The following is a 22,159-nucleotide window of genomic DNA, read 5'->3' as shown; positions in this document are numbered from 1 at the left end:
TGTTTCTGGAGGTGAACAGGAGGGAGTTGGAGAGGAGGCGGGGAGCAGGGAAATGCACCAACGGGCGATGATTGGATGACAGTGGGTGGTACCGCGTGCTCCAGATTCTGGCCATGCAGAATCCAGCGAATCTGGAGGTTTGGCGACGGTCGATGGACCTGGCCGTTGAGTTGCACCGCCTCGCCCGGAGCATTCCCGGACGGAGTGCCCCCGGGCTTTCGACGCAGCTCAGGCGCGCGGTTGCTTCCATCCCCGCAAACATCGCAGAGGGCGTCGGCCAGGAATCGCCGGGCCTCGTCGCGAAGCACCTGGCCATCGCCATCGCGTCGAACTTTGAGGCCGAGACTCACCTGCTATTGGCGATACGACTGTGCCCCAAGCTCGGTACCTGCGACGCATCCCTCGACGAACTCCGTCAGCTCCGCCGCATGCTCTATGCCCTGCGTACCCACTACCAACGCAAGTCATTGTCTGATCGCACTCCGTAGCCCGCCGCGGCAAGCAGTCCTGCTCCCCGCCCCCTTTCCAACTTTCCCCCTGTTCACCTCCAGAAACAAAAAAGGCGGGCGCTGTAAGCGCCCGCCTTCATCCGATCATCCCATCAAAAAATCTTCAGATTGATGTATTTGCGAGGATTCTTGTTGATATCGAGCACCAACGCATCGATATGCGCCAGCAGCGAATCCATCCGCGCATACACCGCCGGATCGTTCATCAGCTTGCCCGCGGTCCCGTTGCCGTTGGACACCTTGTCCACGACACCCTGAACCTTGGTGTTGGTCTCGCGCAGCTCCCGCGACAGCTGCTCGAAGCTCGCCGTCATGGCCTGCACGTTCTTCACGCTCGAATCGACCTTCACTGAATCGATGCTCGACAGCGTCCGGCGCAACTGCTCCTGCGTCTTGGTCAGCTGCGCCGACTGCGCGGCCGCGACCGCGCTGAGTTGCGCCACCAGCTTGGTGAGGTCGGCCACCGTGCGGCGGATATCCTTCACGCCGCCATCAACCACAAACTGCGCCCGCGCCTCGTCGGTCAGCGCCTGCACATTGGCTGCGATCGAATCGCCCTTGGTCAGTAGCTGGTCGGTGGTGGGCGAGCCGGGACCCACGGGAATGGTGTCACCCGCGGGCAGGTAACCCTGCGCGCCCTTCACCGGCTGCAGTGCGATGAGCTGATCGCCGAAGATACCGTTGGCCTTCACCGAGGCTGTGGTACCGGCGGGCACCTGATGCTCTTTCTGCACCTGCAGGCGCACGGTGATGGTGCCGTCGGGAATCAGCTTCACTTCATCAACAAAGCCCACCTGCACACCGGCCAGCAGCACCGGCTGACCCTGTTTGAGGCCGGCGCCCCACGGGAAGCGGGCGTACATCGGGTAGCCCTTCGACAAGCCGCCGCGGGCAATCCAGATGGTGCCGCCGAGTCCGATGACAATGGCTGTCAGCAGCAGCAGGCCAACCAGTACTTCATCACGTCGTTTGGAAGTCATGACTGCACGGAGAGAAAGATCGGAAATCAGGCCTGAATGAATGGCGCCAGTACGGCCGCCACGATGGCGTCCAGCACGAGAATGGACACGGACGCGATAACGACCGCGAGCGCCGTCGACTTGCCGACGCCTTCAGCGCCCGCTTCGGTGACGTAGCCCTCGTACGAGCAAACGAAGGCGATGGCCGCGCCGAAGCACGTGGCCTTGATCAGGGAATACACAACCTGGAAAGCCGTGAACGCCAGTCGTAGCCCGCCCATGAAATCGGACGTGCGGACGTCGGTGGCGAGCACCAGCGTGGCCCACGCACTGAAGATGGCCGTGGCATTGGCGAGCATCACCAGCGTGGGCAGCATCACCACTCCGGCGATGAACCGGGGGGTGGCGAGATAGGCCACCGGATCGAAGGCCAACGTCTCCAAGGCGTCTATCTGCTCGGTCACCCGCATCGTGCCGATCTCGGCCGTCATGCGGGCACCCACCCGACCGGTGAGCACCAGCGCGGTGAGCAGCGGGCCAAGCTCCAGCACGATACTCTGGCGGGCGATGAGACCGACCACGGAGAGCTGGACGCCGGGGAAGAGCTGATAGCGCGTCTGGAAGGCTGTCACGCCTCCCAGGAAGGCCGCGACGATGACGGTGAGGGGAACCGATTCGACGCCGATCCGCTGCATCTGGCGGATCGTTTCGGGAATCCAGGTACCGGGATCCCGCAGACCGCGGGCGATGTCGCGCGCGAAATACGCACGGCGGCCGAGGGCGTGCAGCAGTCCCGCGGTGCGGGTGGATGCGAGGGTCAGTGGACCCATGCCGAAGCTCATGTGATCAGGTACGGACGCGGGACATCATGACGATCGCGAACAGGCCGACCACTGCATTCGGAATCCAGGCAGCCATCTCGGGCTGCACAATGCCCTTGCCCCCGATGGCTTTGGTCAGCTGGATGAGCAGCAGAAACAGTACCGTGGTGGCGAGGCTGACCGCGATGCCATAGGCGGCGCCACCGCGCTGGCTGCTGGTGGCCAGCGGCGCGCCGAACAGTGCGATGATGAGACAGGTGACGGGAATCGCCAGTTTGAGCATGCGCTCGACCTTGAGCGTGTTCACGTCAGCCCCCGATCGTTCGAGCACTTTGATGAAGCGCGTCAGTTCGGCGAAACGCATCTCACTCGGGTCGCGCTCCGTGGTGCGCAGCTCGGCCGGCGTCTCGTGGAAGTCGCGGTCGATGAGCGAGTCGAAGGAGAAGGCGATATCGCGCGTGCGATCGGGAATGATGTGCACGACACCCGAATCGAGGCGCCAGTGGCGTTGCGCATCGTTCCACTTGGCCCGTCGAGCGGCGACGATCATGCCCGGCTTCTTGTCGGAGCCTCGGGCTTCGATCTCGATGTTGTCGACGGCCTTGTCGCGTACGTTCAGCGTGTAGATCCGGTAGATGCGACCGCGGTCGCTGGCGAACGCAAAGTTGTAGCGATCGTTGGTGCGGTTGATCGACGACGTGGTCGCCAGCAGGTCCAGGCGCTTCTCGTTGGCCGGCGGGGCGATCTCACCGAAGGCGAGGTCGAGTCCCATGGCCAGCGTGGCCATCACCAGAATGGGCGCGATGAACCGGTAGAAACTGATCCCCGAGGCCTTGGCCGCCGTGATCTCCGAGTAGCGCGTGAACGTGCCGATGGAGAATACCGTGGCGAACAGCACCGCCGCCGGCAGCACCATGAAGAGTGTGTCGGGGATCCAGTAAAAGTAGCTGAGTGCGACGGCCTGCGCGGGCAACTTGCGCTCGGTGTACTTGCGCAGGTTGTCGACAAGGTCGATGACGAAGACGAGCACGGGGAAGCCCATGATCGTCACGCCGAAGATGCGGGTGAACTCGGTCGCGATGTACCGGTCGAGCGGTGTAATGAGGCGACGGCTCACGCGGTGGCTCCCGCGGCGACGGGTCTACGCATTTGCGCCTTGGCCTTCTTCCGCGCCTTGCGGTCCGCCATCCAATCGCGGAAGCCACCACCACGCGAGGTATCCGTGGTGGACTCCACGCGCCACAGCATCACCAGCGCCACCAGTGTGAAAATCACGTTGGCGATCCACATGGCCACGTAGGCTGGCAGACGCCCCTTGTCGGCAAGCGCCTCGCCGCCCATCAGGCACACGTAGTACAGGCCAAACACGACGATGGAGACGCCGATCGTCACGCCCACACCACCGCGCGGGAAACGCAGGGCAATGGGGGGGCCGAACAGTACGAACACAAAACAGGCGAAGGACAGAGCGAACTTCTTGTGTATCTCGACGGCGAGGCTGTCGAGCCCTTCACGCTGTGCGATGAGCTGCACGCCCGTGGCGTTGACCGCCCCCTGATAGACCTGCAGTGAGTCCATGGGCGCGGCCACCGGAGCGGCGGGCAGCGCGTTGGGGTCGATGCCGGAGGCGCGAAGGGCGGAATCCTGTTGCGCCGTGAGACCCGGCGCTGGCTGGATGGGGGCCGGGGTGCCAGCAGGAACCACCGCCGGTTGGACCGGCTGCCCGACAGATGGCGAATCGATCACCGCTGGCTGCAGCCCGGACTTGACTACCGGCTGCGAGTCGGGCCGCACCGGAGTCTGTGAGTCCGGCTTCGCGGGTGGCTGGGCCTTCGCCTTCTTGGGCAGAAAGAGCCCCGTGAGCGCCGGCACGAGTCGCTGGCAATAGAAGGTGCCCAGCACCTCCGAGCGGGGACGCTGCTTGGGGTCACGGATCGACGGCCCCCCCATCTTCCGGAGCTGCCGCGTGTTGCTCACGTACTCCTGGCGCACACGCTCCACCTCGATCGCATCCGCGATGTACTTCCGGTGCAACTCGCACACGGTCATCTCGCGGTCACCCTTGTACCCATCGGAGTTGGACGCCTCGAACCCCTGGGCCACTCCCGCCTTGCGAATGACCTGCGACTTGAAGAAGCTGCGCTGCAGGCTCCGTGGATCGCCGCGCACGAACTCCTGTGCGAATCCGTCGTACAGCGTGAGCTCCAGGTCGCGATTGTTGCCGGCGGGAGCGAACACCCCGCTGTCGGCATAGATCGTCTTGCGCTCCTGGCCACCACTCAAGTCATAGATGACGACATCGTACATGCGGTTGGTTTCGGCGTTCGTGCGCGCCACCCGCATGAAGAACTGGTCGGTGATGGCATTGAGCGCCTGCTCCCGCAACGCCAGCGTGGGCCTGGTGCGCGCGATGTCGCGCTGCAGCATGCTGAGACGGTGGTTCGCGGCCGGCAGCACCTGGTCGTTGAACCAGACCATGAACAGCGACAGCAGCAGGGCACAGAAGAGCACCGGCAGCATCAGCGCGCGCACCCGAACGCCGCTGGCCTTGAAAGCGGTGATCTCGTGTTCTGCCGCCATGCGGCCGAAGGCATACAGCGTCGCCACGAGCACCGCCATCGGCAGTGTCATGGCCACGGTGAATGGAAGCGACAGCACGAAGAAGTGGCCGATGGTCCCCCACGGCAATCCCTTGCCGGCGAGGTTGGCCAGTTGGCGTGCCACATACTGCAACATCAGGAGCGACGTCAGCGCCGACAGGGCGAAGACGAGCGGGCCGATGTGCTCACGGATGACATAGCGGGTAAGGAGCTTCACAACGTAAATTCCCCGGAGACCACCCGCTTTATCAAGGGCGTCGCGATTCCTGGGCGGATCCGTGACGCCAACACGGACACCGTACCACGGCGCTGCGGGCTGCCGCTGGTACACCACGATCGGAGTTCGGTGCGCAGGCTGTTCCTGAGATGGGCGCTGACGGTGGCTTTGCCAGGGGCATTGTCGTCGGCGCTCGGGGCGCAGGAACGTCCGGCCCAACGGCCCACCGACCCGCCAGGGGCGCGATCGGGGGCGTTGGCGGCCCCCGGGCCGGGGCGGGCGCCTCTCTCGCCGGCCTCCCAGCAGGCCATCGATGGCTTGGTGCTCCGTGGCCGGCGCCTCTCCCGGCCGCAGGCCAGCCTGTTCGGCGGTACCGGGAACGGAGCGCTGCCGGCGCTGCCCACCTCTCTCCCGACCCAGCTGCCTACGGGGTTCGGCACCTTCCGCACTCAGGCCGTCGATGTGGCGGCCGTTCTGGCCGCGCCTACCGTGGCCGGCGCCCTCATTCCGGTCGACACCCCCTACCGCGACGTCGGCCAGCGGGCAGCGGATGTGATCAGTGAGCTGTCAGACCTCAACCTGACGCTCGACGCCCGGCTCGAGTCCAAGGTCCAGCGCCTGCGCAACGACCGCTGCACCTCCAACCAGCTGGCTTTCCCGGGCAACAGCTGCCGCGGGTCGCCCTTGCTGCCCACATTCGACTTCCAGTTCAATGTGCGGACGGGCGGCGTGGTGGCGGATCGGTTCTTCGTGGATGTCGACTACGACTCGCAACGCGAGTTCGACGCGTCCAACAATCTGTCGGCGCGCTACGAAGGCAAGCCGGGCGAGTTCCTGCAGCGTGTGGAAGTGGGCAACGTCACCTTCCAACCGCCCCCGTCGCGCTACCTGACATCGGGTATCCCATCGGGCAACTACGGCGTGCAGGCGATCGCCCAGGTGGGCGCCATGCGCTTCACGTCCATCTTCGCGCAGCAAAAGGGCAACGTCTCGAAGGACAACGTCTTCACGATCGGCGAGCGCACCCGGCAGCAGGTCGAGCGCGTGATCGAAGACATCCAGATCGAGACGCGGCGCTTCTTCTTCACGCTCGATCCGCGACAGCTGGGTGGCTATCCCAACATCGACCTGCTGAACCGCCCCCGGATGCAGCAGCTGGCTGCGTCGCTGCCCGATTCGATCCGGCCGGTGCGACTCTATGTGTACCGGCAGCTCATCGGTGCGACCAATCAGAACCCACGAGGCCCCCAGTTCTCGGTTCGTGGCGCCCGGAATCCCTCGCGGCAGATCTATGAACTGCTGCGGGAGAATGTCGACTACTATGTCGACCCGTCGATGCTGTGGATCGCGCTGGTACGTCCGCTCAGCGTGAACACCGAACGTCTGGCCATCGCCTACGAAGTGAACGTGGGTGGTCTCCCCGGACGGAATCCGTCCACCGGCGGCACCCCCGACATCGAGTACACCGACGCGCCGCAGTACGCGAACCTGCTGTGGGAACCCGAGCTGCAGCCCACCAACCCCGCGTACTTCCTGCGGGAGATCAAATCGGTCTACCGACTTGGCGGTGAAGACCTGCAGCGTGAATCGCTGCGCGTGAAACTGGTGACGGGCACGTCGGGCGATCAGGAGAAGCCCATCGACGCGTCGCGCGGCGAAACGTATCTGCGCCTCTTTGGACTTTCGCAGGCCACCAACGCCGGGGCCTTCGACGTGGAGAATCGTGTCTGGCCGCGACCCAATGACCCGAACTTTCGCGCCAGTTTCAGTGGATCGGGGAGTCAGCAGAAGCTGATCCCGGACTACTTCGTTGTGTTTCCGTCGGTGCAGCCATTCGCCCGCAATGGCTTGGCACAGCCGTTGGCCAACCCGGCCAACGATACGCTGTACCGCTACCCGAACGAGTATCTGTACTCGGAGCAGCGTCCGCAGGCCATCTACCGCCTGATGGTGAGTTATCAGTCGGATGGTGGTGGTGATACGCAGTCCATCAAGCTGAGCACCATTCAGGTGCGGCAGAACTCCGAGCGGGTGTCGGTCGATGGGCGTATGCTGCAGCGCGAACTCGACTATCAGATCGACTATGATCTGGGCATCATCACCTTCACGCGCCCGGATACACTCTTCCCGCAGCCACGCCAGGTGTCGGTGCGCTACGAGGAGAATCCGTTGTTCGCGACGGCTCCCACGACCATCATGGGGTTTGCGTCGCAGCTGCAACTCGACAAGGGACAGATCGCGTTCACGGCTATCTCGCAGCAGCAGCGCTCCAATCTGAATCGGCCACCGCTGGGCTTCGAACCGGTGGGTTCGCTGGTGGCCGGTATCACGAGTGCGCTGCAATGGGATGCCTCCGCGCTCACGAACGCGATCAGCCGACTTCCCTTTGCCCGCAGCACGTCGCCGTCCCGCGTGGCGCTCCAGGCAGAGTTTGCGATGAGCAAGCCGCGCCCCAATGCGGCGGGACAGGCCTACATCGAGAGCTTTGAAGGCAACGCCGAACGATCGCTGTCGCTGCTGGAGTCCTCGTGGTATTTCAGCTCGCTGCCAGCGCTGGGATCGTCGTTGGCGGGGAGTGGACTATCGGTCTTCACCAATGCGCGCGCCGCCACGCTGGCCTACCAGAACAACGGTGTCGACCTGTCGGGCAACTATCCCCAGTTCACCATTCAGCAGATCGATCCGTCGGTGCGCATCGTGGGCAGCGGCGTGCAACAATCCGAGCAGCTGCTATGGATGACGATGTATCCCCTCAAGACCGGCGGCATCCTCGATCGGGTGCCCGGGACGAGCATTCGACGCTACGCCTGGACCATCGGGGACAACAGCATGGCCGGTCCGACCCCATCAGGGCGTCGGTGGCGCTCACTGCGCACCGTGCTGAACCCCAGCGGCCAGGATCTCTCGCGTACGGAGAACATCGAGTTCTTCGTACTCGTGCAGTCGGAAGCCAACAAGTTGCGCCGCAACCCCATGCTGGTGTTCGATTTCGGCGACATCAGCGAAAACTCCGTGACGTTTGCGCCGGAAACGCTGACTGTGAACGCCCCCGCGGCGCCTGGTCTCGCGGCCGACACGACCTATAGCGGCAAGCGGCTCGTAGGGCTCGATCGCCTCGATTCGGAGCGCGACCCGTTGTCGCGGGCGTTCAATGCTGTCGAGAACGATCGAGGGCTCGCTGGCGATGTGGCCGACACCATCGTCGTGGTCGACCGCACCAGCGGTGCACCGGTCATCAGCACACAGTACAAGGTGTCGCTGTGCTCGCAGTCGGCACAGACCATCCAGGTGCTGGGCGATAGTCGCGCGAACTGCACGGCGCGCAACAACCGCCTCGACGAAGAAGACATCGATCTCGACGGCCAGCTCAATATTCCCACCTCGTCCATCGACCAGGAGCAACTCAAGCGCTTCGTGGTGGACCTGAGCGATCCAAACAGTTGGACACGTGTGGGGCGGTGCTTCCAGCAACGCGACTCCAGTGCCACCGGCGTCACCGCCGACTCGCTGTGTTGGGTGCAGGTGCGCCTCAACTGGCGTGCCCCCACCGAGGAGCTCAATACCCCGAATGAGCGCCGCATGCGGGCCATGCGCATGACGATGATCTCCAACGTCAACGCATCCGACGACGAGTTCACGCGTGTTGCCCTCGCGCGGTTCCGTCTCGTCGGCGCGCCGTGGCTCAAGCGCTCCACCGAGCCGCTCTCCGGCATGGCGGGCGATTCCACCGCACAACTGGGTGGTTATGTGGTGGCCAGCGTGATCGGCACGCTCGATTCCACCAGCATATTGTCGTACACGCCACCACCCGGTGTCGTGGAAGAACCGGAAGATCGTCAGTCTGGTTATGCCAATGCGCGCATCCAGGTGAATGAACAGGCGCTCCGCATTCAAGCTGGCGTGCCGGGTCGGCAGCTGCGTCCGTTCGATCGCGCCGAGGCCTTCCTGCGATTCCCCGAGGGCACCAAGACCTTCATGGGCTATCGCACGCTGCGCCTGTGGATGCGCGGTCGAGGCAACGGCTGGGGCGTGCAGGGGGAGCTCAATGGCTACGTGAAGATCGGCCGCGACGAGCACAACTTCTACATGTATCGCACGCCAGTGAATGCGGGCAATGGCCAGAGCACCTGGCTGCCAGAGGTGAACGTGGACCTCACCCGATTCCAGATGCTGCGCGCCCAACTCGAAACGGCATATCTGCAGAGCAGCGCCGACTCCCTGCAGTGCTCCGGCGTGGACCTCGAGCTCATACGTCGCTCCGGCACACCGATGGGCGGCGCGCGACGTCGGTACGCCGTCTGTCAGGATGGGTACATCGTGTACACCACCGATCCAGCGGTCACCCCGCCCAATCTGGCCGGTGTGCAGGAGCTCGCAGTGGGCATCGTGCGCGTGGACAGCATCCCGCGCGGCGGCACGGGCATCATGAACAACGACACACTCGAACTCTGGGTGAATGACATCCGGTTGAGTGATGTCGTGGACGACATCGGGTTCGCTGGCGAGATCGGCCTCAACATGAATGCCGGCGATCTGGCCGATGTGCGCGTCAATCTCAGTCGACGCGATCCGAACTTCCGGCAGCTCAACGAAACACCGACGTTCCTGACCACCAACGCGGTCAATGTGGGTACCACGTTGCACCTCGAACGTGCGTTGCCGGCCAGACTGGGCATCGCGATGCCACTCAGTGTCGACTACTCGGGAACGGGCATCGAGCAACTCTTCGTCAACCGCACCGATGTGCGGGGTGATGCCATCGATGGGGTGCGCAATCCCAATGACCGGCGCGTGAACTACTCGCTCGCCTTGCGACGACTCACGCCGCTCACCACCGGCTGGTACGCACCGCTGCTGAACGGATTGTCGCTCAACGGCACGTGGTCCAACGGCTCCTCGCAGTCCACCTTCCAGGAGCTGAGCAACAGCAGCTACGTGGTGGGCGGCGGAATTGCCTTGCTCAGCGAGAAGCGAGAAAGCCGCATACCCGGCTTCATCGGTCGTCTGCTGGACTTGCTGCCCAGGAGCCTGCGGGAATCGCAATCGGTCACGAACTTCCGCGAGCAGCGGCTGCGTTGGAGCCCCACACAGTTCCGTATCAACACGTCACTGGCCCGCTCCAGCTATTCGGCCACTTCCTTCACCAAGGCGGCTGCATCGCCCACCGACACAGGTGAAGTGGTGCGCGCGCTCACGCACGCCTGGCAGAATCTGGCGGTGCTGGCCTTTGCGCCAACGCCCGGCATCAGTGCGGACTTCACGGCCCGCCAACTGCTCGACTTGCGCGACTATCGGATGGAAGGCGCCGATGCCGACAGTATCGATCGTGGTGCGACGGCCTATGCCGAGCGCACGCGATTCCTTGGCCGCAATATCGGACTCGAGCGGGAACGGTCATTCACGTCGGCGTTCCGTATTCAGCCGTCGATGTCGCAATGGCTGCGCCCACGCGCGGACTTCACGAGTTCTTTCACGCTCAATAAGGACCCCAATGCGCGCACGTTGCTCCGCGAAGGGGACAGCACCGGCGCACTGCGCCTGCCGCAGCGACTCGGCGCCGCCAATTCACTCAACCTGGGCACGACGGTCGACTTTGGTCGGCTGATCAACATGCGCACCCGCGACACGAGCTGGGTGCGCCGGATCGGCAATATGTTCGCGCCGATCGACGTGCAGTGGCAGCAGAGCCTGACGTCCAATTACGACAACACGGCGTATGTCCCGGGCTGGGGCTATCAGTTCGGCCTGGGCAGCGTGGATGCCTTCCGTGGGCTCGACACGCGGCTTGCCACAACGGCTGGTCGTATGCGACGGGCCACCGCCGTGGGTTCACTCAACCTGCCGCTGTCACTGCGCCTGCAAACGCGCATCGAGAATGGCACCACCGAGACGTGGACCCGTCGCGCGCTCGATGGCTTCCAGGCCATCATCACGAGCACGCAGATGGTCTACCCGGACTACTCCCTGCGATGGAGCTGGCGCCCGCAACGCATGCGCAAATTCATCTCCATGCTCAACGTCGACGGCGCCTATGCCATCACCGAGCAGGAGACCACCATCCCCAACGAAACCGGTGGGCTGGCCGATCGGAGCCGCCTCACGTCGCGCCGCCAGCCGTTGTCGGCGTCAGTGACGTGGGCATTCCTGGGCGATCTCACCACCACGGCGCGCAGTAGCCGAGAGTCACGTGAAGACTTGCGACCCGGCTCGATCATCAATGGCGAAACGGATCGCTTGTCGTTCAATCTGGCGCGCACGTTCCCGCTGCCGAAGAGCTGGAACACCCGCAATGGCCAGCTGCGCGCCAATGTGTCGTACGACAGCGAGGAGAACACGTCCGTGGTGACCGGCACCACCGTGACCAGCGGAGACGGTGACCTGCTGCTCACGGCACCGTCGGTGCTTACCAACAACGGCCGCCGAGCGCTGAACCTGAACGCCAACACGGACCTGACCGAACTGCTCACGTTCACGTTCACCGGCAGTCATGTGGTCAATTTTGATCGGGCGTACAACCGGCAGACCACCAATGTGATCTTCAGCGCCGTGTTGCAGCTGCGCTTCTTCTCGGGCACGATGCGCTGATCCCGTCACGCGTCGCTATGACCATGCCCGCAATGTTCTGATGACGCACCCCACGCCCGCGGTCCTTACCATGGGCCCATGGCAACCGGCGGCGAACGGCGCATCCTCGGCTTTCTGATCACGATCGCACTCATCGGTGCGGGTGTGCGCTTCGTGGGTGTCCAGCGGTTCGAGCAGGCCACCTTGGGCGACGGCGGTAAGCAGCAGGCTATGGGAGCCGCCCGGGCACTGGCCGCCCAGCGCGCCGCTGTCGATTCGGCACGCCGCGCTCCACGCACCAGCCGGTCGCGCAGCACCAAAACCCGGGCCAGGGGCGGCGCCACCAGCACCGCGGAAACGACGGCGGGGGCCCGAGCGTCAAAGAAGCGGGAGCCCGGCCAGTCGCCGGACAATGCCCCGTTCGGCAGCGGGCCCCGTCCGTCGCCGTTCCCCATTGACCTCAATGCGGCTTCAGCCACCGAACTCGAAGCGCTGCCTCGGGTTGGACCGGCCCTCGCCAAGCGGATCATCGAGCGCCGACAACGTGCCGGTGCCTTCCAGTCTCTGGACGACCTCCGTCACGTCCGTGGCATCGGTCCGGCCACTCTCCGCTTGTTCGACACACTGGTGACGTTTTCAGGGCGGCACAGTCCCTTACACAGTGGGGAACCACCCCCACCCGGATATCACCCTGCGTACGCGTTCGGACGGAAATCACGTCTATATGGCCGCTCCTGCTGCACCGTTGGCGAGTCGCACGACCGACCGACTCGGCGATCTCCTCGTTCGCGAGGGGCTGTTGTCGCGCGAAAATCTCTCGAAGGCACTACAGGAGCAGTCGGCCAATCCGGGCCAACGACTGGGTTTGACCGTCGTGCGCCTGGGCATGGTGCCCGAGACCGAAGTGGTGCGCATGCTGGCGCGGCAATACCGCATGCCGGCTGTGGATCTCTCGCGGTTCGAGGTGGACACCCGCCTGCTCAAGCTCATCCCCGCGGAACTGGCATCCAAGCACACCGTGCTGCCGCTCAAGCGCGACGGCCGGCAGCTCACGGTTGCGATTGCCGATCCGACGGCGATGGCCGTGGTGGACGACCTCAAGTTCATCACCCGCTACGACATCGTACCGGTGCTGGCGGGCGAGTTCTCCATGCGGGCGGCCATCGAGAAGCACTACGAGGCCAACGAGATCCAGATGCAGTCCCTCCTGCAGGACATCGCAGGAGACGATGATGACATCGAAGTCATCGAAAGCCAGGACGACGCCGTCGATGCCAGTGTGCTGGCCGCACAGGTCGACGAAGCGCCCGTGGTGAAGCTCATCAACGCGATCCTTGGTGATGCCGTGAACAAGGGCGCGTCAGACATCCACTTCGAGTGCTTCGAACACGAACTGCGCGTGCGCTATCGCATTGACGGTGCCCTGCAGGAAGTGATGAAGCCGCCAATGAAGATGCGCGCGGCGCTCATCTCGCGCTTCAAGATCATGTCGTCGCTGAACATCGCGGAACGACGCGTGCCTCAGGACGGCCGTATCAAGCTCAAGATCGGCAAGAAGGTCATCGACTTCCGCGTGAGCACCCTGCCTACGCTGTTCGGTGAGAAGGTCGTGCTCCGAATTCTCGACAAGGGTAACCTCACGCTCGACCTCGAGAAATTCGGCATCGAGCCACGCGCCGAACGGGAACTGATGGAGGCCATCTCCAACCCCTACGGCATGGTGCTGGTGACCGGCCCCACCGGTTCCGGCAAGACCACCACCCTGTACTCGGCCCTGTCGAAGATCAACAACCTCGACACGAACATCATGACGGCCGAGGATCCCGTGGAATACAACCTGTTCGGGATCAACCAGGTGCAGGTGCGCACCGAAATCGGCATGTCGTTCGCTGCGGCCCTGAAGGCGTTTCTTCGGCAGGATCCGAACGTCATCATGGTCGGTGAAATTCGAGACCTCGAGACGGGTGGCATCGCGGTCAAGGCCGCGCTCACCGGTCACATGGTCATGAGCACCCTGCATACCAATTCGGCGCCGGAAACCATCGTGCGTCTGCTGGACATGGGACTCGAGCCATTCAACGTGGCCTCGGCGCTCAACCTGATCCTGGCGCAGCGACTCGTTCGTCGCATCTGCCCGAAGTGCAAGATGAAGTACGAACCGGACATCGCGGAACTCACCGGTGCCAAGGTGAAGCCCGACACCAAGCTTCGTGAGTTGCGCTTCACGGAAGAGGCCCTCGAGAACGCCAAAGCCAAAGCATCGGCGGAAGCCGCGCCGTTCCTGGCCAACTTGAGCTTGGACACGTGCATCGGAGAACTGCCCTTCTTCAAGGGCTACGGCTGTGATGCCTGCGCCGGTACGGGCCTCAAGGGACGCCAGGGTGTGTACGAAGTGATGTTCATGACCCAGACGCTCAAGAAGCTCGTCATGCAGAACTCCGACGTGCAGATGATCCGCGACGCGGCCGTCGATGAGGGCATGCTGACCCTGCGTATGGACGGCTGGCTCAAGGTGCTCAAGGGGGTCACCACCCTCGATCAGGTCATCCGTGAAACGGCGAGCTGAGTTTCTGTGATACCGCCGTTTCCTGTCGCATGACGATTCGTCCAGACCGGGGGGCAATGGCGCGCCCCCGCTTCCCGATTGCCTCCCGATGACCGCACCCGTTCAGTCACCCATCTCCCTGCGCACGCTGCTCGACGAAATGATCGAGCGGGACGCGTCCGACCTGCACGTCTCGGCCGGCGATCGCCCGAAGCTGCGGGTGGATGGCGACATCGTGAACGCCTCTGTTGAGCATGTGTTGACGCCTCGTGACACGCTCCAGCTGGCGTACTCGGTGCTGACGGAGAACCAGAAGAAGCGCTTCGAGATGGAGGACGAGCTGGACTTCTCGTTCGGCATCGCCAATCTCTCGCGCTTCCGCGGCAATGTGTTCAAGCAGCGTGGCTGCGTGAGCATGGTCATCCGGCGCATTCCGTTCCAGATCAAGACGTTCGCTGAGCTGCAGCTGCCGCAGGTGATCTCGTCGTTCGCCGAGCGTCCGCGCGGGCTCGTGCTCGTGACCGGCCCGACGGGCTCGGGTAAGAGCACCACGCTGGCCGCGATGATCGACAAGATCAACACGGAACGCCGCGGTCACATCATCACGGTGGAAGACCCGATCGAGTTCATCCATCGCCATCGCAATTGCATCATCAACCAGCGCGAAGTCGGCGCCGACACCAAGAGCTTCGCGTCGGCCCTCAAGTACGCGTTGCGTGAAGACCCCGATGTCATCCTGATCGGCGAAATGCGCGACCTGGAGACCATCCAGGCCGCGCTTACGATCGCGGAGACGGGTCACCTCGTGTTCGCCACGTTGCACACGAACAGCGCGGCCGAGGCGATCAATCGCATCATCGACGTCTTCCCGAGTCACCAGCAGAGCCAGGTGCGGGCGCAGCTCGCCTTCGTGTTGGAAGGCATCATCACGCAGGTGCTGTTGCCGCGCGTGACCGGTCGTGGTCGCGCCATGGCCGCTGAAATTCTTGTGGTCACGCCGGCCATTCGGGCACTGATTCGCGATGACAAGGTGCACCAGATCTACTCGCTCATGCAGTCTGGCAAGAAGTTCGGCATGCAGACCATGAACGATGCGCTCTATCAGCTCTACATCTCGCGCCAGGTGAGCGCCGACGAGTGCGTGCGCTCGTCCGGCGACCCCAACGAATTCCTGCGCATGATCGGCAAGGGTCCGCAGGACGACGCCGGTAATGCATCCACGCAGAACGGTGGCCGACCTGGTGAGCGGGCCTTGGCCGGCGCCAAGCGATAGTCACACCGCCTACACGCAGCACACTCGCAGTAGATACGTACCAACACCCCGCCGGACCCGTGCCGGCACCTGAAGACCTGTCGGAGACACGATGCCTACGTTCACCTACACCGCGCGTACAACCAACGGCGACCTCAAGTCGGCCACGATTGACGCGCCCAGCCGCGACGACGCCGTAGCCCAGCTGCGCCGCCAGCGACTGACCATCATCAAGGTGGACGAGTCCAAGGCGACGCCCACCAAGAGCCTCGGCAAGGTCTCGATGCGCGACATCGTGATCTTCACCCGGCAGTTCTCCACGATGATCAACGCCGGCCTGCCGCTCGTGCAGGCGCTCGACATTCTCGCCAAGCAGAGCGAGAACAAGGCGCTGAGCGCGGTGGTTCGTCAGGTGGTGTTCGATGTGGAGTCCGGCAATACGGTGGCCGACGCCATGCGCAAGCATCCCAAGGCGTTCTCTGACCTGTACGTCAACATGGTCGCGGCCGGCGAAGCGGGTGGTATTCTGGACACCATCCTGAATCGCCTCGCGATCTTCATGGAAAAGAACGACGCCCTCGTCCGCAAGGTGAAGGGCGCCATGATCTACCCCACAGTCATCATGTGTGTCGCCGCGCTTTGCGTGGTGATCCTGCTGTGGAAGGTGATCCCCGTGTTCGCCAACATGTTCGGCAGTGTCGGCATGGAACTGCCGCTCCCGACCCAGGTGGTTATCGGGTTGTCGAACTTCCTGAACAATTATTGGTGGATGCTGCTGCTGGGTACAGCCGGCACAGCCTTTGGCATCAAGCAGTACTACGCGACCTCGCAGGGTCAGCTGGTCATCGACCGGCTCTTGCTCAAGGTACCGGTGCTCGGTGATGTGCTCCGCAAGTCGGCCGTGTCACGCTTCACCCGTACACTGGGCACGCTGATCTCGTCCGGTGTGAGCATCCTGGACGGTCTCGAAATCACGGCCCGCACGTCCGGCAACCGCGTCGTGCAGGACGCCATCATGGGCTCGCGCTCGAGCATTGCAGGTGGTGAGACCATCGCTGGCCCGCTGCAGAAGAGCGAAGTGTTCCCGCCTATGGTGATCAGCATGATCGCCGTCGGTGAACAGACGGGCGGCCTGGACGAAATGCTCAGCAAGATCGCCGACTTCTACGATGATGAAGTGGACGCAGCCGTCAGTGCGCTGCTCTCGCTGCTCGAACCGATCATGATCGTGTTCCTCGGCGTGGTGGTCGGTGGCATGATCGTCGCGATGTACCTGCCGATCTTCGACATGGTGAACGCGGTGCGATAGCCTCCCTTCCACGGGTGGCCGCGCGGGGTCCTTCCTTCGGGGAGGGCCCCGTGTTGCATATCTCCCCTCTACCTGCCGGTTTGGACGCTCTCTCGTAAATCGACCGCGCAGTCTCTCGTAACTCGGCGGATTGGCTCTCGTAAGTCTGGCTAAGGTGTTGGGTTTCTGAGAGTTGCGGCGGCGAGACCAATTCTCGGCGAGCGAAAGGCGGCGGTGACCTTCCGGGTCTCCGCCGCCTTTCCCGTTCATCGCGCAGCCAGAAGGGCGTCATCGGCATGGGGGCAAACGCTGAGGGAGGGATGCCAAGCGTCTTGTACGTCCCGATTCGTCGCAGAACGACAGACTCGGCGTGGATGGCAGTGACCGACAACCAGTCGTGATCCTTTGGCGTAGAGTAGCCCGCGATTACCGCACCGGGACGCTGGACGGTGCAGCCGCCTGACCGATCAAAATCGCGGCCTACGTTCCGGCTGTCGATTGCGTCATAAGGTTGCGCATTACTGATTTGTTCTACAGTATAGATATAATGGCAAGCTCGAAGCTCGGTACACTCGAACTCTCCGTGCTCCTCGCCGTCTCCCGACTGGGCGACGAGGCGTATGGACTGTTGGTACGGCGCGACCTCGCAACGCGCACCGGGCGCGACTACTCGGTAGGGGCCGTGTATACCACGCTGCAACGGCTCGAGGAGAAGGGACTGCTTACCTCGCACGCCACCGACCCGCTGCCGGTGCGGGGCGGACGCTCGCGCCGCCACTTCGCGCTGACCGGCGCCGGAGCTCGCGCGATGCGCGACGCTGAGCGGCATGCGGCGGCGATCTGGTCTGGCGTGGGGATCACCTTTGGCCCGGAGCGCGCGTGACCGGGAATGAGCGCGTGTCGGGGAGCGCCCGTCGTTCGCGGCGCTGTACCGGCTCGGCGTCGGCCGCCGAGCGCATACTTCTCGCGCTCGGGGTCGACCAGTCCTTTGCAGAGGCCGTCCTCGGTGACTTGGCTGAGGAGTACGCCGAGCGGGCAACGTTTGGTGTCCGCGCCGCGCGCCAGTGGTATGCGGGCCAGATGATACGCTCAGCGCCTTACCTGATCCGGAGCGCGGGGCGGCACGCTGCGGGGCGTGCGCGCCTCGCCGCGGCGGTCGCCAGCCTTTCGCTCGTGGCGTCCGTCATCCTGTTCGCGCGCACAGCCCGCAACGGCCCGCCCGTTCGCTTAGTCGCCGGCACCGGGGACACCATTCTCGTGAATTTCCTGCGGCCAGTGTCGCTGTCTATACGGGTGCTCGACGCAGATGGGCGTCTGCTGCCCGATAGCGGGGTGCGGTACGCGTGGATCGGCGGCGCACCAGTGTCCGTTTCCGAACGCGGGATAGTCACGTGTGCGCATTCAGGCGACGCCAAGGTACGCGCCTCGCTCGGCTCGCTGGCCACGACCCTCCACCTCCTGTGTCGGCCGGTGCGCGCCGTGAGCGCCGGTTTCTGGGCCGACTTCGTGCTCGGTGAATCGGGGCGGGATCTCGATGTTACGGCCGTTGACGTTGACGGCAGGCTGGCCACACGCCTCGGCGCTCGACTGAGCGTCGAGGACAGCACGGTTGCCGTGCTCTCTGGCCTGCGCGTCGAGCCTCGCTCGCCCGGCGAAACTCGGGCAAGCCTACGCGTCGGCGACCGCACCACTGACTTCTTCGTGCGCGTTTTCGAGCCAGTGTCCACGCTCGAGTGACTCCGTCGAGACCAGCGGCTCGTTGCCGCCCCGGTGCGGCTCGCGCGGGGCGCGTCCGTCCGCTGGACGCTGCCGGCAGGGCGCTTCTACTTGTCGCTCATCCGGACGCCGGACGCCAAGCCCGCGCTGACGCTCGCGGTAGATGGCGCGGTGATGTGTATGCCCGTGCTCGGGCCTGGGGTCCACGACACGCGCTGTGTCGCACGGGTGCCGGGAGCGTGGGTCACCGTTGGATACCCATCTGAAGCCGGAGCACGGACGGCCGTCCCGGCAAACGTTGGCACACTCACGCTCCACCGAGATCGAGAGCCGTGACGGCGATTCGGTGATGCACCCACGATTCCCTCTCGGTCGGCTCACACGGAACGGCAGCATTCCATGAGCCCTCGAACGAGGCCACGGACCGGAAGGAGCAGCGTATTGCGCAATGCTTTGGCCAGCCTGCTCTGCATGGGCGTCGCGGGCGCTACCGCGCTCGTCGAGCGCGCGGCGTCTCAGACGGCACCTCTCCGCTCGGTCATGGGCATAGCGGCAGCGGACTCGCTCGTCTCCGCGGAGTTTGCCAAGGACAGCGTCGGCAGCCTCACGGTCGGCGTCATTGCCGGTTCGCAGCTCGTGTGGACACGCAGCGTTGGTTTCGCGGACATAGAGGCAGGTCGCCGGGCGAACCGCGAGACGGTCTATCGGATCGGCTCCGTTACCAAGCCATTTACTGCGGTCATGCTGATGCAGTTGGTGGCCGCAGGACGCGTGCGACTGTCTGACCCGGTCGAAGAGTATCTCCCGGAAGTCCGCCGCATCGCCGCCCGCCCATCCGGCGCTGCGCCGTTTACCTTCCTGCAGCTTGCGACCATGACCGCTGGGCTCGCACGAGAGCCCGACGAAGCAGGGCCCTTCTGGACCGGCCCAGTGTCGAAATGGGAGCGGACGTTGCTCGCCGCACTGCCGCACACGCGCTACCTCTCGAATCCAGGCACCGAGCATTCTTACTCGAACATCGGCTACGCGATCTTGGGCGCCGCGCTCGCGCGCGTGGCCGGCCAGCCGTACGTCGAATGGGAGCGCGAGCGCGTGTTTCGGCCGCTCGGGATGAACCGCACGCGCTTCGACCTCGACCCGGCGATCACGTCGGACTTGGCCGTGGGGTATCAGGTCAATGGCGACGGTACCCTCGACGACACCACCGCAGCCCACGAGGCACGCGGCGGGCGAGGTTACAAGGTGCCGAACGGGGCGATCTTCACGACGGTCGACGACCTCGCGCGCTTTGTGAGTTTCGAGCTGGGGCAAGCGCCAGACAGCGTGCTCGCCCACTCGGTCCTAGACGACGCCTTCGCCGGCCTGGTGGCGACGGACGCCTTCCTACAGACCGGTTATGGCTTGGGATTCATGGCGATGCAGCGGGACGGATTCCCCGTCCTTGGGCACAGCGGGAGCGTCGCGGGCTACCGGGCGGCGATGTACTACGACCGACACGCGCAACTCGGCGTGGTTGTCCTGCGCAACGTTGTCGGCGGAGAGCAAGATCCCGACGGCCTTGCGCTCAACATCATCTCGACGCTCGCCGCGGCGCATCGCGCCGAGATTGAAGCGGATATCAATCGGCGGGTGAAAGCGCAGGTCGCGTCGCCGCACAGCGAGGCCGCCGTGCGGCGGATCATCGAAGAGTTGCGACGCGGGATGCCCGAGTACGACCGCTTGAGCCCTGCCATGGCGCAACAGACGCGGCGCCAGATTACAGAACATCAAGCTACCATTCTGGGTCTCGGTGCACTCCAGTCGCTGACGTTCATGCGGGTCGGAGCGGCAGGTCCAGACATGTACCGGGCGGTCTTCGCAAAGGGGACTCTGGAGTTTCGGATCTGGCTCAACCTCGACGGTCGTGTCGACATCTTCAACTATCGCGCGGTGGTGCTGTCGAAGTGAGTCTCACCAGAGTTGCTGCAATGACAGTGCTCGTGAGTTGGCGAAACGGATTGAGCAGCCATTGTGACGAGCTTCTTGATATCGCGCGCCCGATTTGCGAGCGACTGTCCACACCGACACCTAAGTGGTTGTCGCATTTGAGTTTGCGGTCGACAAGCGAGATCTGTGAGGATAAGAGGGGAGGCGGTGACCACTCAGGCCACCGCCGCCCCTTTTCGAGGTCTTGCCCTCGCCGCTTACGCCGAAGGACAAAGAGGAACAGAAACGAGCGCCACACGTGATGACGTCGAGGATCGAGGCGGCGGCTGTCAGGGTGTCGGTCATGTCCAGAGGGTCGGGCAGCGAGGGGCCGCGCCCCACTCCTGGCCGCGCGCGTGCCTGCAGGCTTGACCGTACATAAAGGGATGGCGGTGGTGGAAGCGTAGCCTTACATTCCCTTTATGTCCACTCCTAACCAGATCGTCGACCAGCTGGCCGAGCTCCTGCGGCGCTATCGGGAAGCGCAGGGCGTCACCATCGCCGCCTTGGCCCACGACGTCGGCGTGAGTCCGCGCCTCGTGAGTGAGTTCGAGCGGGGGAAGCGCCCCCATGTCTCACTCGAGACTGCCATGCGTCTGCTTCAGCAGGTGGGGGCGCCGCTCTTCGCGCTCGGCGATGCCGTAGCGGACGAGCACACCGCGCGGGCCGAACGCGCCGCGCGGCGGCGACAGACCTGGCAGGGCACCTTCTCGACCCTCGCGACCCAAGCGACGCCGGCCCCGCCCACGCAGGCGGCCCAGCGCTTGCTCGCGGTCGCCCAGGCGTCCGCCCTGGCCGGTGGCCTCCGGAAGGCCTACCAGTACCAAACGCAGGTCACCCCGAAACGCGCGCCACGACCCACCCGATGACACCAGCCGGAGAGGGGCGCCCCAACGAAGTCACCGATGCCGCATTCCCGGTCGACTTCCGCGACTTCATTCGCGAACTGAACGCGCATGCCGTCGAGTATATGCTCGTCGGCGGGTACGCGGTCGGCATCTACGGGCATATTCGCGCCACCACCGACATCGACTTCTTCTATCGGACCTCGCCGGACAATGTCGACCGTCTGATCAAGGCCCTGACCGCGTTCGGCGCGCCGGAGATCGTGGTGGACCGCGCGCAGCTCACCAAACCCAAGTCGGTCACGCAATTCGGCGAACCCCCCACGCGGATCGACCTGCTCGCCGACATCTCCGGCGTCACGTTTGAGGACGCGCAGGCCACGGCGATGCAGGTGGAGATCGCACCGGGCCAACCCTTACCGGTGATTGGTCTCGAGGCGCTCCGAACGAACAAGCTGGCGAGTGGCCGTAAGAAGGATCGCGACGATCTCCGGTTGCTGCCCAAGCCAAGCAGGGAGGGCGCCACCACCTCACGCGCAAAGACGGCGAAGTCTCCTAAGAGCGCGAAGACGGCGAAGGTCGCGAAGAGCGCGAAGTCCGCCAAGACCGCGAAGTCCGCCAAGGCCGCGAAGGGTACGAAGGGCGCGAAGGCGTCACCCAAGCCACGCCGCCGCGGCTAATCGTCGCGAGGCCGCCGCCTCACACAATGTCGACGACGCCGAGGACGACGATGGTAACGAACTCCCGAGGGGTATTAAGAGTCAGGTGTTGGCCCGCCGGCAATGCGAAGTATCTGCGTGGGGCATGTCTGGTTGCCCGGTGTGATCATGGCTGACCCAATCTCTCTTGCGGCCTTGGCTATCTCTGGCTTGGGGTCG

At 64.3% G+C, this 22,159-nt stretch carries 14 protein-coding genes and 1 pseudogene; 11 read left to right on the top strand and 4 right to left on the bottom strand.

Annotated elements, in window-relative coordinates; translation table 11 throughout:
• Positions 1-95 precede the first annotated feature (95 nt).
• The gene (locus VGE27_RS07060) at positions 96-488 is read left to right on the top strand and encodes a four helix bundle protein (protein ID WP_331048937.1); all 393 of its coding nucleotides are present in this window, start codon (positions 96-98) and stop codon (positions 486-488) included.
• Between the two features lie 113 nt (positions 489-601).
• Here VGE27_RS07060 and VGE27_RS07055 read toward each other — a convergent pair whose 3' ends face one another.
• The 4 genes from VGE27_RS07055 to VGE27_RS07040 are packed head-to-tail and all read right to left on the bottom strand — an operon-like array spanning position 602 to position 5,106.
• The gene (locus VGE27_RS07055; RefSeq protein ID WP_331048936.1) at positions 602-1,489 is read right to left on the bottom strand and encodes an MlaD family protein; all 888 of its coding nucleotides are present in this window, start codon (positions 1,487-1,489) and stop codon (positions 602-604) included.
• A 26-nt stretch (positions 1,490-1,515) separates the two neighbouring features.
• Positions 1,516-2,298 carry an ABC transporter permease gene (locus VGE27_RS07050; RefSeq protein ID WP_331048935.1) on the bottom strand — a complete coding sequence of 261 codons (783 nt, stop codon included), beginning with the start codon at positions 2,296-2,298 and terminating at the stop codon, positions 1,516-1,518.
• A 16-nt stretch (positions 2,299-2,314) separates the two neighbouring features.
• Positions 2,315-3,406: an LptF/LptG family permease gene (locus VGE27_RS07045; protein WP_331048934.1), complete on the bottom strand. Its 1,092-nt coding sequence runs from the start codon at positions 3,404-3,406 to the stop codon at positions 2,315-2,317.
• On the bottom strand, positions 3,403-5,106 hold the full coding sequence (locus tag VGE27_RS07040) for an LptF/LptG family permease (protein WP_331048933.1): 1,704 nt from the start codon (positions 5,104-5,106) through the stop codon (positions 3,403-3,405). The genes VGE27_RS07045 and VGE27_RS07040 overlap by 4 nt, the downstream gene beginning before the upstream one ends.
• A gap of 162 nt (positions 5,107-5,268) precedes the next feature.
• Between VGE27_RS07040 and sprA the strand changes: the two genes are divergently transcribed.
• The 10 genes and pseudogenes from sprA (at position 5,269) to VGE27_RS06990 (ending at position 21,961) form a co-directional block, all read left to right on the top strand.
• Positions 5,269-11,691: a cell surface protein SprA gene (sprA, locus tag VGE27_RS07035; RefSeq protein ID WP_331048932.1), complete on the top strand. Its 6,423-nt coding sequence runs from the start codon at positions 5,269-5,271 to the stop codon at positions 11,689-11,691.
• A gap of 78 nt (positions 11,692-11,769) precedes the next feature.
• Positions 11,770-12,219: pseudogene (locus VGE27_RS07030) on the top strand (ComEA family DNA-binding protein); the annotation flags it as partial.
• 175 nt (positions 12,220-12,394) lie between these two features.
• Positions 12,395-14,236, top strand: a complete 1,842-nt coding sequence (locus tag VGE27_RS07025; protein WP_331048931.1) for a GspE/PulE family protein — start codon at positions 12,395-12,397, stop codon at positions 14,234-14,236.
• An 88-nt stretch (positions 14,237-14,324) separates the two neighbouring features.
• Entirely contained in the window at positions 14,325-15,488 is a 1,164-nt protein-coding gene (locus VGE27_RS07020) for a type IV pilus twitching motility protein PilT (RefSeq protein WP_331048930.1), read from the top strand.
• 91 nt (positions 15,489-15,579) lie between these two features.
• Positions 15,580-16,776: a type II secretion system F family protein gene (locus VGE27_RS07015; RefSeq protein ID WP_331048929.1), complete on the top strand. Its 1,197-nt coding sequence runs from the start codon at positions 15,580-15,582 to the stop codon at positions 16,774-16,776.
• A 526-nt stretch (positions 16,777-17,302) separates the two neighbouring features.
• A complete protein-coding gene (locus VGE27_RS07010; protein WP_331048928.1) occupies positions 17,303-17,638 on the top strand; it encodes a PadR family transcriptional regulator in 336 nt (111 codons plus the stop codon).
• Complete coding sequence (locus VGE27_RS07005) at positions 17,635-18,492, top strand: hypothetical protein (protein ID WP_331048927.1); 858 nt, start codon at positions 17,635-17,637, stop codon at positions 18,490-18,492. The genes VGE27_RS07010 and VGE27_RS07005 overlap by 4 nt, the downstream gene beginning before the upstream one ends.
• Before the next feature lie 420 nt (positions 18,493-18,912).
• Positions 18,913-20,418: a serine hydrolase domain-containing protein gene (locus VGE27_RS07000; RefSeq protein WP_331048926.1), complete on the top strand. Its 1,506-nt coding sequence runs from the start codon at positions 18,913-18,915 to the stop codon at positions 20,416-20,418.
• Between the two features lie 440 nt (positions 20,419-20,858).
• On the top strand, positions 20,859-21,305 hold the full coding sequence (locus tag VGE27_RS06995; RefSeq protein ID WP_331048925.1) for a helix-turn-helix transcriptional regulator: 447 nt from the start codon (positions 20,859-20,861) through the stop codon (positions 21,303-21,305).
• The gene (locus VGE27_RS06990) at positions 21,302-21,961 is read left to right on the top strand and encodes a hypothetical protein (protein WP_331048924.1); all 660 of its coding nucleotides are present in this window, start codon (positions 21,302-21,304) and stop codon (positions 21,959-21,961) included. The genes VGE27_RS06995 and VGE27_RS06990 overlap by 4 nt, the downstream gene beginning before the upstream one ends.
• Positions 21,962-22,159: the final 198 nt, after the last annotated feature.

The organism is Gemmatimonas sp., assembly GCF_036405635.1.
GTDB lineage: Bacteria > Gemmatimonadota > Gemmatimonadetes > Gemmatimonadales > Gemmatimonadaceae > Gemmatimonas.
The sequence above is the reverse complement of the archived record's forward strand: the minus strand, read 5'-3'. Positions and strand labels throughout refer to the sequence as shown.